Source organism: Pelatocladus sp., assembly GCF_059505505.1.
Window position 1 is genome coordinate 1 of record NZ_JCACKS010000073.1, and the last position, 11,243, is coordinate 11,243.

Here is an 11,243-nt window from a genome sequence, read left to right on the forward strand (position 1 = left end):
TCGATAGTAGAATCAGCATATTTAGCTCCACGCAATCAAACAGAAAGCATCTTAGCAAACATTTGGCAACAAGTCCTACAGGTTTCCAAAATCGGAGTGTATGACAATTTTTTTGATTTAGGTGGTCATTCATTACATGCTATGAATCTCATGGCATTAATTTATCAAGATATTGAGATAGAAATTCCTTTGTCGATGATTTATGAAAAACCAACATTAGCAGAATTGAGCGAGTATATTATCTACGCTCAAGAGATGAATATCCAACCTAAAGAACGTGCTTATGTGGTTTTTAATAAACAGCGAGAAAAAGCTGCGTTTTTGTTTCCTCCAGCCCTGGGATTTGCCGCAGCTTATGCAAATTTAGCTGATTATTTAAGCGATTATGCTATCTATACTTTTAGATATATTGCCGATGAAGCAAGTTTAGAAAAATATGCAGCATTGATAGATCATCTAGCAACAAATCAAGATATAAAATTGATGGGACATTCAGCAGGTGGTTTTTTGGCAATGTTGATGGCTCAAAAATTAGAAAGTCGCGATCGCGTGGTTTCTGATGTCATTTTATTAGATACTTACAGAGGCGGTCGTGAAGCTAAACAAGCTGAAATGTCAGAAATTATAGAAGGTGTTGATAGTTTCTTGTTAAATCCCAAACGTCAGGAATTAAGACGTTACTTTATGGAGAATCAAAAGTTACGCGATCGCACCTACAATCAAGTTTGGGAATACTTTAATTTCCTCTGGCATTCAGACATAAAAAATGTGCAAATTAATGGAACTATTCATCTCATCCGTGCTGAGGGCAATTATGATGTTAAAGATGATTGGATAAAAGCGACAAGGAGTAAACTAATCAATCATTATGCTTATGGTGTTCATCGTGAGATGATTGATCCTCCCTATCTCAATCAAAACGCTACTATTATTAATGAGATTCTCAGTCATAATTAAGAATTGAAATATTTCATTTAAATCTATCTTGATGGATTATTTGCAAATGGCACATTTATGGAGTATGTAAGTCCAGATAAAGGAACTTCGTTATGGCTTATCACACCTACAAATCTCCGCTTTTATGGTTAGCATCCACAATCAAAGACAGTCGAGTGAGTGTTACGGTGCAACCATTTTGTCAGGAGTTAGGATTGGTAACGGAGCAGTCATTGGATCTCAGGCAGTTGTTGCAAGTGATATTCCTGATTATACTGTTGCTGTAGGCAACCCAGCCAAGGTCATCCGCTCCCCGTTCCCTCTAAAGAGCTTTTTTAAGTACTCAAGCAGAATTAATTATACACAAAGTTCTCAAACGATCCCTTTAATTAAGACCTGCTTGCTCAAATAGCAAGCAGGTTATTTTTATAGATATTTTGTTCTACTTTAGTTGCCTATAAGCAGCTAAAATAATCTCTTCTGTTTCGTCCCAACCAATACACCCATCTGTCACAGAAACACCATATTTTAATTGCTGTTCTTTGCTAGGAATCACTTGATTACCTTCATATAAATTTGATTCCAGCATCATGCCAACTATTGATGTATTACCATGAACTATTTGTTGAATAACATTTTCAAAGACAAAAGCTTGTAATTTATAATCTTTATTTGAATTACCGTGGCTACAATCGATAATAATTCTTGGTGATAAATTCGCTCCTTTTAATTTTTCTTCCACTTGTTTAACACTGTCTACATCATAATTTGGTTTACCATTACCGCCTCGTAAAATAATATGACCGTAGGCATTTCCTCTAGTTTTAAAGATGCTCACCTCTCCTATTTGATTAATTCCTAAAAAATGGTGAGGTTTTTTAGCTGATTGGAGAGCATTCAAAGCCATACTAATATTACCATCGACACCGTTTTTGAAACCTACAGGCATTGAAAGCCCACTCGCCATCTCACGATGAGTTTGCGATTCGGTCGTGCGTGCTCCAATTGCAGACCACGTAATCAGTTCGCTAATATATTGAGGTACTATAGGATCGAGTGCTTCTGTACCGACGGGTAATCCCAATTCAGCAATTTCTAGCAATAAGCTGCGTGCCATTAATAATCCTTTTTCTATATGGAAAGAATCATCCATATCAGGGTCATTAATTAGTCCTTTCCATCCGACTGTTGTTCTTGGCTTTTCAAAATATACTCTCATCACAAGCAAGAGTTTATCTTGAACTTGTTCTGCTAGACTTTTGAGCTTATGGGAATATTCAATTGCTACTTTTGTGTCATGGATAGAACATGGGCCAACTACTATGAATTTTCTCCTATCTTTAAAATCTAAAATGTTTTCTATTTCTTGCCTATATTTGAGAATTTTTTGTTGAATCAAGTTTGTTAAAGGTAATCTTGATTTTAACTCAGTTGGAGTTAATAAAGGGTGATAGCTTTCAATGTGAGTATTAAATAATTTGTCTTGCATGGTAAATGGAACACTGACATTGTGTATAACATAAATTATTATAAATCAAAATTAGTGGCTTCTTTTTTTTTGATTTATAATTTTTGTATGTATTAACTTAAAAAAGATTAAATTATATTTAATCCAGAGTTGAAATTATTTTTTAAATTAATTGTTTAATTTAAAATTATTATTTTGTACGGTTCAGTTAAGTTCACAATTATTTATAGAAAGGCGTAGTTTGCTTCCCCCAGGATAATTTCACCTCTCTACATACCATTTTTTGTGTTATTACTATTAGCAAACGACGAGTTTTAATTACAAAGAAAGGCAGAGGGCAGAAGGCTGGAAGTATGAATAAAAACTTCAGTCGTGGGTATAAAGCCCAATGCGCGAAAAATAATTATACCTCGCGCTACGCGTCTCGGTATAAAGCGTCCTTGCTTCAATCCCACGTTTTTAAGCAGCAGGATAAAGCTGTTTTCATTGTTAGCTGAGTTCTTCCTTGACAAGATTCAGCAGGTACTCGTGGGTGGATTCAAGAATAGCCTTGCTTAGGCTCGGATCTGCAGCCGCTCGTGCGAGTGACACCGCTCCAGCCATGGCCGCGAACATGAAGCTGACCTTGCCTCGTTTCTGCGAATATGTTGTCTCAGGCAGATGTTTGGCAATAGCATTGAAGACCTCCGACAATTTTTCTGTGAAAGCTTTTCGCGTTGATGGGGATCGTCGCGCTACTTCGGCTGAGAGTGGAGGGAGCGGACATCCCGATGCCGGGTGATCTCGGTGATTCTCGCTCAAATAAGAGTCAAGCATGGCTGGGAAACCCCCTGCTTCCAGGGCAACTAGCATGGCATCCAAACTTTGGTTCAGTGCCAACGCCAACGACTCTGCAACGAGATCCTCCTTGTCGGCAAAGTGGGCATAAAATCCACCGTGCGTCAGGTCTAATGCGCCCATGAGCTTGGCGATTCCGACTTCTTTAAATCCGTGAGTCCGAAATTCCTTCGACGCGGATTCGACGATCCGCCGGTGGATTTCTATTTTGTGTTCGTCTTTGTAGCGCATAGGTCAATATGAGTAAATGATGGTCATCATATAACAATGATGCCGGATTGTGAGGCATTTGTACCAAGTATTTGGTCGTTGGAGATTGGGAATGTTGACTTGGAAAGGATTACATCCAATTTTGACTTTCAGTAATACTGCTTAACTGAACCGTATTATCTTATAGTTATCCAAAAATATATTGCTTTACCTCTTGTCATACAAGATTCCTTCTGATAACATTGCAATATTGACTAAAGACCAAACGGTCTGTGAATAACGATGCCAAATGTCCAAAGCAAAAATTACCAGAGAAAAAATTCTTAGAAAGGCAGCAGAACTGTTTAACCAGAAGGGTTATAGTGGTGTTTCAATGTCAGATATTATGCAGGCTACAGGATTGCAAAAAGGAGGAATCTATAATCACTTTCAAAGTAAAGAAGAGTTAGCACTACATGCTTTAGACCTTGCCTTTAACCTTGTCAATCAGCGTTTTATTGATGCTGTTAAAGGAAAAACCCATGCGATTGAACGCCTACAAGCTATCACTTCTGTATACCTAAGTTTTGTGCTTGGTGAGCCACTTATTCCTGGTGGATGTCCGATTTTGAATACAGCGATTGAAAGTGACGATACAAATTCTGTTTTACGTGCAAAGACACAGGAGGCAATGAACAGTTGGCGACAACTGATTTGTCAAATTATTCAAAAGGGAATTGCTGAACGTGAAATTTCTCAGACTGTAGAGGCAGATGTAGTTGCAACCATTGTCATTGCTAATCTTGAAGGAGCGTTGATGATGAGCCAACTCTACAGAAAGCGTATTCACATGCAAAGAGTGATTGAGCATTTAAATCAGTACTTGATAAGCCTTATTTCTCTACAAGACGAACTTGAACACAGATAAATTTTTTTGCTCTTTTAAAGACCGACTGGTCTAGTTTTTTTGAGATTTGGCAAATTTCAAGAGAGCTTAAAAAATTGATAGGTGCAAGTTTTCAGCAACATAATCAACATAATTATTTGTAAATGAGGTCTAAATATGCCCCATTCCAAATGCAAGCAAGTAGTGGATCGAGGCAATGTTGCGATCGCTATTGAAGGATAAGAGCCATGAAAACTAAGTCATCTGATGAGCTTGCGTTTAAACAGGTAATACCTCACTTCAAGTCAACAACCAGAAGGCTAACTCTAATAGGCAGCATCCTTCTGCTATCTGGCCTGACTATTGGTATCACACGCTTCTCAATAGAGAAGCGAAATGTAGAAAGTACTTCAGATGTCAATCTTCTCACTGTCAAAACTACAAATGTCAAGCCAGTAAAGTCTTATCAAGTCTCACGAACCTACACAGGAGAAGTAGAGGCGGTTCGAGCCAGTGAACTAGGTTTTGAGCGAGGGGGAAAGCTAGTTTGGTTTGGTGTTGATCGGGGGAATCGGGTCACTACTGGAGCTGCTTTAGCCAAGCTTGATACCACCAACTTAGAAGCTAAACGCCAAGAATTAATTGCTCAAAAAGACCGATCTGTAGCTGTATTGGAAGAATTCCAGACTGGACCTCGCAACGAAGATATAGCAACTGCTCGTGCTCAAGTTAAAGAAATAGAAGAACAATTAAAACTGGAACATCTAAAACGTTCCCGACGCAAGTATTTATATGAAACAGGAGCAATCTCAAAAGAGCAATATGACGAAGTAGCCTTTAATTCTAATGCCTTGTTTGAGCGTCTGTCGGCAGCTAAAAGTAATTTAAATGAATTATTGGCAGGAACACGTAAAGAACAAATAGCAGCTCAAAAAGCAGCAGTCAAACAACTAGAAGCCAGCATTGCTGATATCGAAATCACCATAGCAAAAAGTACTATTAAAGCTCCTTTTGCTGGGATCATTGCGGCTCGACGGTTGGATGAAGGAACTGTTGTGAATGCAGGTCAAGCAGTGCTGCGCCTCATGGAAGATGTTAAACCTGAATTAGAGATTGGTATTCCTGTATCATTGCTTTCCCAAATCAAAGTAGGTAATAAGCAAAGTGTTCAAATTGGGGAAACAACTTACGGAGCGAAAGTATCATCTATTTTGCCAGAAATTGATCCAGCTACCCGTACTCGTACCGTCATTCTGGCATTAGATCAGTCGGCAAAGCAATCAGTGGCACCTGGACAAATCGGGCGATTAAAAATTGCTCAAACCATCTCAACTACTGGATATTGGTTGCCAATCTCAGCACTTGTACAAGGAAAACGTGGCTTGTGGTCTTGTTATGCCTTAACTAAGATAGAAAATTCTCAAAAGAATTTATCCTTAGCGAATGCGAATGCAAATGCAACAAAACCTTATCGCGTCGAACGTCGGGACGTGGAAGTTGTGCATACCGAGGGCGATCGCGTTTTAGTTCAGGGAGCAATTCAGCCTGGTGAGAATGTGATTATTGACGGAATACAAAGAATTGTACCTGGTCAGCTAGTACATATCGCAGGCTCTTAGGACAAGGGAAGACAGACAAGGGAGAATAACCAAATTTATTTTAGAGAAAGCGATCGCTGACTGGTACGCCAAACAATCCAACATGACTCAGGTATTGTACACATATTCAATTCAGCAAACAGTACTAGCCGCAGTTATCAGGTATACGACGCAAGATTTAAACCCACCAACACTCACCAACAATGTGAAATGTTACCCAACCAAATTGGTAACTGATAACTGTTAAAAAAGGGCGTCAGAATTATGTCAACTCTGTTTTACCGCAATGTCCAATTACTACTTCTGACAATTTGCTTGATCGTTGTGTGGGGAATCTCTGCTTTTCTGACTATGCCCCGCCTTGAAGATCCTGTATTAACTCAGCGCAATGCTTTAATTAAAACTGCTTTTGCTGGAGCAACTGTCGAGCGTGTGGAAACCCTAGTAACTGATAAAATTGAGGAAGAATTATCTGATATTGAAGAGATTAAAAACCTTGAATCTACCTCACGTCCAGGCTTCTCAATTATCTCCATCGAACTGAAGGACACAGTCAAGGGTAAGGATGCTGACGAAGTTTGGTCACGTGTACGCAATCGCATTACAGATGCGATTCCACAACTGCCGTCAGAATCCTCACGACCCAGGTTTGAAAAACTAGAAATTAAAGCCAATGCTTTGATTGTTGCCCTGACTTGGAAGCTCAAGCAATCCACAGACTATACAATTCTACGTCGTCTGAGTGAGGAACTTAAAGATCAACTACGCTATATTCCAGGCACAACAAAAGTAGAAATGTTTGGCGATCCCAATGAAGAAATCATCGTTGAGATTAGGCCTTCAGATTTAGCTTCTCTTGGTCTGACAGTGCCAGAATTATCAAGGCAGATTCTTTCAAGCGATGCCAAGGTAGCAGCTGGTCAGCTACGTAGTTCAAATAACGATCTGTTATTTGAAGTTGAAGACGAACTTGATTCGCTAGAACGAATTAACCGCATTCCTATTCGTTTTGGCAACTCAGGTCAATTTACTCGCTTGGGTGATATTGCTCAAATTAAACAAGCAACGGTTGAGCCGCTTGCCAGTTTGGCTTTAGTCAGTGGTCAGCCAGCGATCACCCTAGAGGTGCTGGTGGAACCGGAGAAACGTCTTGACGATTGGAAACATGCTGCTGATCAAACTATAGAAAAATTCCGCGCCCAGTTACCAAGTGGTATTGGTTTAAAAGTTCTCCTTGATCAGAGCAATTATGTAGCAGCCCGCATTCGTGTTGTCCTCCAGGAATTGCTAATTGGTTCAGTCCTGGCGATGATTGTCCTCTATTTTATGATGGGCTGGAGATCTGCACTGGTTGTTGCTGTCACTTTGCCTCTGTCATCTTTAATAGTATTTGGAGCAATGCAAGTATTAAAGGTGCCATTGCATCAAATGTCGATTACAGGACTAATTATTGCCTTGGGTCTTCTGGTTGATAACTCCATTGCTGTGGTTGATGAAGTGCAAGTCCGCTTGCATGAAGGGATGGCTCCAGAACAGGCGATCGCTGATAGTATTAAGCACTTAGGTGTTCCACTTTTGAGTTCTACTATTAGCACTGTTTTAGCTTTCTTGCCCATTGCTTTAGCTCCTGGGGGTGTGGGGGAGTTCACTGGTACTATTGGTTTGAGTTCAATTTTGGGACTTATCGCTTCCTTAATTACATCGTTAACTATTTTACCTGCGGTGGCTGGAAAGTTGCATGATTGGACTCATAGGGGCCATACTAGCCGGGATGTTTGGTGGGAAACAGGCTTTTCTCATCCTCAACTCACGCGAGTTTACCGTTGGACTTTGGATAAAGCTCTTGCTAGACCAGTTATAGCAATAAGCATGTCTCTGATTTTACCGATAGCTGGTTTTGCTGTAGCTCCCCATTTAGATATGGAATTTTTTCCACCTTCAGGTCGGGATCAGTTTTACATTGAGTTAGAGCTACCAATCCAAGCATCATTAGAAAAAACTGAATCTAGTGTTCTACAAGCACGGCAGTTAATCCAAAAGCACCCAGAAGTCACTGATGTTCATTGGTTTATCGGTAAAAGCGCTCCTAAAATTTACTACAACATCATCAACAATCGTGATAATTCCTCTAATTATGCCCAAGGTCTAGTGCAACTGCAACCCAATGTGTCACCATTGCCAGTGATTCAAACTTTACAAAAAGAGTTGGATCAGGCATTTCCTTCAGCTATAGTTTGGGCGCGACAATTGGAGCAGGGTCCACCATTTGAGGCTCCAATTGAGTTACGGCTTTACGGCCCTGACTTGCAATACTTGCGAGAATTGGGAAACCAAATGCGGTTAGTATTAGATCAAGTTCCTGATGTACTCCACACTCGCGCCACTTTAGCTGAGGCTTTGCCGAAACTGAGCTTAAAAATTGACGAAGAAGAAGCAAGATTAGCAGGACTTGATAAGAGTGCGATCGCCCAGCAGTTAGATAATAGCTTAGAGGGTGCTGTGGGTGGCTCAGTTTTGGAGGATACGGAAAATCTGCCAGTGCGTGTGCGCTTGTCAAATTCCAAGCGTGGGAACCTGGATCAAATTTCTTCCTTAGATTTGCTATCAAACAACACTCCAACATCAGGTCAAGAACGTGCCAGGATTCCCCTCTCAGCTATGGGTGATGTTCAACTTATGCCTGATGTGGCAACTATTTTTCGACGCAATAGGCAAAGGGTAAATAAATTGCAGGGATTGCTGAGTGCTGGGGTACTACCAGCAAAAGTTCTAGCAGATTTCCAACACCGTTTAGCAGCTAGTAACTTTCAGTTACCCCCAGGTTACTCATTAGATTTTGGAGGTGAGGCAGAAATACGAAGTACAGCAGTTACGAATCTCTTGTCAACCGTGAGTGTATTGCTGGTGCTGATGGTGGGGACGCTGGTGCTAACTTTTAATTCTTTTGCGATAGCAGGGGTACTCGGATTAATTGCTATACTTGCTGCGGGTTTTGGGTTAGGCTCTTTGAGTGTTTTTGGTTATCCGTTTGGATTTACTTCTATCCTTGCCACGATTACGCTCATAGGTATAGGAATTAATGAAGCCACGGTTGTTTTGGCCGCTTTGTTAGAAGACTCCCTTGCTCAACAAGGCGATCGCCAAGGAGTGCGTGAGGTTGTGGTTCATGCCACACGTCACATGATCTCTACCACTATTACCGATATGTGTGGTTTTTTCCCTTTGCTTTTTGATAGTACAGGTTTTTGGCCACCTTTTGCGATCGTCATGATTGGTGGTTTGGTTGGCATTACTCAATTATCCCTTTATTGCGTACCTCCTGCCTTTTTGGTCTTGGCACGCAGACGTTCTAAAATCAGTTCTTTTGGCAGCAAACTGTCAGAGTTGGATGCACAAGCTTGAGTCTGAACTCTGCTTTTGCTAATTTGATTAGTCAGCTATTAAATCAACTGAGAGTTGTAAAGTTAACAGTGGCAGGAAGTTTTACTCTATCTAAAGCACTGCCTCTGTCCAAAAGTGCTACCAAGCAAGATATCTGGAGGCAAACTGTGAAAGTTGAGCTACTTGACCGTGAAGCATCTAGGAAGCAAACTGTGAAAGTTGAGCTACTTGATCCTGAAGCATCTAGGAGGCAAACATCATATTATACAAGCAAACAAAACACAGTAGATAATTTAGAGTTAGCCCAGTTAAAATTAGAGCAAATTAGCACTTTATCGCTAACACTTAATCAGCAGATTTTGATAGAGTTAGATAACTCTACAAGAGAGCTTTTGAAGAATTGTAGTATTGATGCTTGTTTTTGGCCTCAAAACAGTTTTATCAGAATTGATTGTGATAATTCGCAGCTTTTTTCCTACCTAAAGCGGCATAGAAAATGGTTGTTTTATCTTCATCAAGTCGTTCATAAATTAGTAGCAGAAATTAAGAAAATTGAAGTAATTTATCAAGAAGGAGATAAAATAGATATATTTTATAGAACATTAGATTAATTTAAAAATTATGTGAATATAACTGCATCTGAATTAAAGTATATCAAGATTTTTATCTATAAGATATTTATCTTTGAGAAAAAAATGAGAATATAGCGCTTCTCGTTTGAATGAAGTACAGCTTAATCAGTGTGCATCTGTTTCTGTTTTTTATATTGTCCTGAATCCAATTGCAAACTGCTATATGAAATCGCTCATATATTGTCGTCAGTTAGCTCAATTTTAATTAAAATAAATAATAACAGTTTATAGTTTTTATTTATTTTGATGTCTTCGTCTAACCTACTACCTATAGCTATTGATGCCCATGCTCCTCTCCCAATTGCTGTTCAGGTTTCTGAACAAATTAAGCTATTGATTGCAATAGAATATTTAAGAGCTGGAGATTCCTTGCCAACAGTTATTCAACTAGCACAAGACCTGAATATAAATCACAATACTATTGCATTAGTATATTCAGAATTAATAGAAACTGGATATCTAGTAGCTAAAAGAGGAAAAGGAACTTTTGTTGCTAAAAGTGAATTGTTGCAAAAGTCTATTAGTCGCAATTCTCTCTATCGAGTTTTAGAACAAGCTTTTTTGATTGCAACTCAAATGGAGTTAAGTGCATCTGAGTTTGGATTGACTGCTTATGCTGTAGCAGTAAGTTCACATGAGCGTAAACAAGTTGTTCCTTTGAAGATAGTATTTGTAGAATCTCTTCAATCTGAGGCTGATTTATATTTTCATTCTCTTCAATCAGAAATCAGTCATCCTCTATCCTTGCTGTATTTAGAAAATTTGCAAACTGGTCAACCAGTAGATTTGAAAGAATTTCATTCCTCTGATTTAGTGATTACAAATTCTCAGTACGTATGGGATTTGACTCAAATCACAACTCCAAAACAGGAGGTGATTGGGGTAAATTTTGAACCAGATTTACAACTTCTAACAAAAATTTCAAGTTTAAATCGTGGCAGTCAGGTGTTGCTTGTTAGCCAAAAATCTGGCGAAGGAAAAAATATGAAACAGATGTTAGAAAAATCTGGCGTTTCTCACTTAAACTTAAAGTCAGTAAATATTGAAAACATTGAATCATATTTTCAGTTGTTCAATCATGCTGATATCATCTGTGCTTCTAAATCTGTGTGCGATTATATATGTGAAATTAGCCCTCAATCTGAAAAGGTTATAAATTTTACTTTCATCATTAATAGAGCTAGTCTCTCTGTTTTAAAAACTCGCTTAGTTGCTGTTCAAATGAAAAATTAAGTTTTCGTTAATTTATAACCTACTAGAGCAGGGCAAACGCACCAAAATTTCCAAAAAGCTGCAATATGTTTCTGGAAGCTTTC

The 11,243-nt window shown here is 39.1% G+C and carries 9 protein-coding genes; 7 read left to right on the top strand and 2 right to left on the bottom strand.

Features of this window, described 5'->3' with window-relative positions:
* Both AC5JMK_RS07095 and AC5JMK_RS07100 read left to right on the top strand, forming a co-directional pair.
* Window positions 1–957, top strand: a 957-nt coding sequence (locus AC5JMK_RS07095) for a thioesterase domain-containing protein (protein WP_495909738.1), incomplete at its 5' end; no start/stop codon positions are given.
* A 92-nt stretch (window positions 958–1,049) separates the two neighbouring features.
* On the top strand, window positions 1,050–1,223 hold the full coding sequence (locus tag AC5JMK_RS07100; RefSeq protein ID WP_495909739.1) for a hypothetical protein: 174 nt from the start codon (window positions 1,050–1,052) through the stop codon (window positions 1,221–1,223).
* A gap of 155 nt (window positions 1,224–1,378) precedes the next feature.
* Here AC5JMK_RS07100 and AC5JMK_RS07105 read toward each other — a convergent pair whose 3' ends face one another.
* Together AC5JMK_RS07105 and AC5JMK_RS07110 are read right to left on the bottom strand one after the other, a co-directional pair.
* On the bottom strand, window positions 1,379–2,425 hold the full coding sequence (locus AC5JMK_RS07105; RefSeq protein WP_096679373.1) for a 3-deoxy-7-phosphoheptulonate synthase: 1,047 nt from the start codon (window positions 2,423–2,425) through the stop codon (window positions 1,379–1,381).
* A 468-nt stretch (window positions 2,426–2,893) separates the two neighbouring features.
* Window positions 2,894–3,472, bottom strand: coding sequence for a TetR/AcrR family transcriptional regulator (locus AC5JMK_RS07110; RefSeq protein WP_495909740.1), 579 nt, complete (start codon window positions 3,470–3,472; stop codon window positions 2,894–2,896).
* Window positions 3,473–3,740: 268 nt separating this feature from the next.
* On the opposite strand from AC5JMK_RS07110, the gene AC5JMK_RS07115 reads away from it, so the two are divergent.
* The 5 genes from AC5JMK_RS07115 (at window position 3,741) to AC5JMK_RS07135 (ending at window position 11,160) form a co-directional block, all read left to right on the top strand.
* Entirely contained in the window at window positions 3,741–4,358 is a 618-nt protein-coding gene (locus AC5JMK_RS07115) for a TetR/AcrR family transcriptional regulator (RefSeq protein ID WP_096679378.1), read from the top strand.
* A 206-nt stretch (window positions 4,359–4,564) separates the two neighbouring features.
* The gene (locus tag AC5JMK_RS07120) at window positions 4,565–5,935 is read left to right on the top strand and encodes an efflux RND transporter periplasmic adaptor subunit (RefSeq protein ID WP_495909741.1); all 1,371 of its coding nucleotides are present in this window, start codon (window positions 4,565–4,567) and stop codon (window positions 5,933–5,935) included.
* A gap of 243 nt (window positions 5,936–6,178) precedes the next feature.
* Entirely contained in the window at window positions 6,179–9,316 is a 3,138-nt protein-coding gene (locus AC5JMK_RS07125; RefSeq protein ID WP_096679380.1) for an efflux RND transporter permease subunit, read from the top strand.
* A gap of 146 nt (window positions 9,317–9,462) precedes the next feature.
* A complete protein-coding gene (locus AC5JMK_RS07130; RefSeq protein ID WP_495909742.1) occupies window positions 9,463–9,906 on the top strand; it encodes a hypothetical protein in 444 nt (147 codons plus the stop codon).
* 267 nt (window positions 9,907–10,173) lie between these two features.
* Window positions 10,174–11,160 (top strand): GntR family transcriptional regulator, encoded by a 987-nt coding sequence (locus AC5JMK_RS07135; RefSeq protein WP_096679382.1) that lies wholly within the window; start codon window positions 10,174–10,176, stop codon window positions 11,158–11,160.
* Window positions 11,161–11,243 lie beyond the last annotated feature (83 nt).

Bases quoted from the DNA above. Each gene is read 5' to 3' on its own strand.
- AC5JMK_RS07100 (WP_495909739.1), top strand. From the start codon at position 1,050: ATGGCTTATCACACCTACAAATCTCCGCTTTTATGGTTAGCATCCACA.
- AC5JMK_RS07105 (WP_096679373.1), bottom strand. From the start codon at position 2,425: ATGCAAGACAAATTATTTAATACTCACATTGAAAGCTATCACCCTTTA.
- AC5JMK_RS07110 (WP_495909740.1), bottom strand. From the start codon at position 3,472: ATGCGCTACAAAGACGAACACAAAATAGAAATCCACCGGCGGATCGTC.
- AC5JMK_RS07115 (WP_096679378.1), top strand. From the start codon at position 3,741: ATGTCCAAAGCAAAAATTACCAGAGAAAAAATTCTTAGAAAGGCAGCA.
- AC5JMK_RS07120 (WP_495909741.1), top strand. From the start codon at position 4,565: ATGAAAACTAAGTCATCTGATGAGCTTGCGTTTAAACAGGTAATACCT.
- AC5JMK_RS07125 (WP_096679380.1), top strand. From the start codon at position 6,179: ATGTCAACTCTGTTTTACCGCAATGTCCAATTACTACTTCTGACAATT.
- AC5JMK_RS07135 (WP_096679382.1), top strand. From the start codon at position 10,174: ATGTCTTCGTCTAACCTACTACCTATAGCTATTGATGCCCATGCTCCT.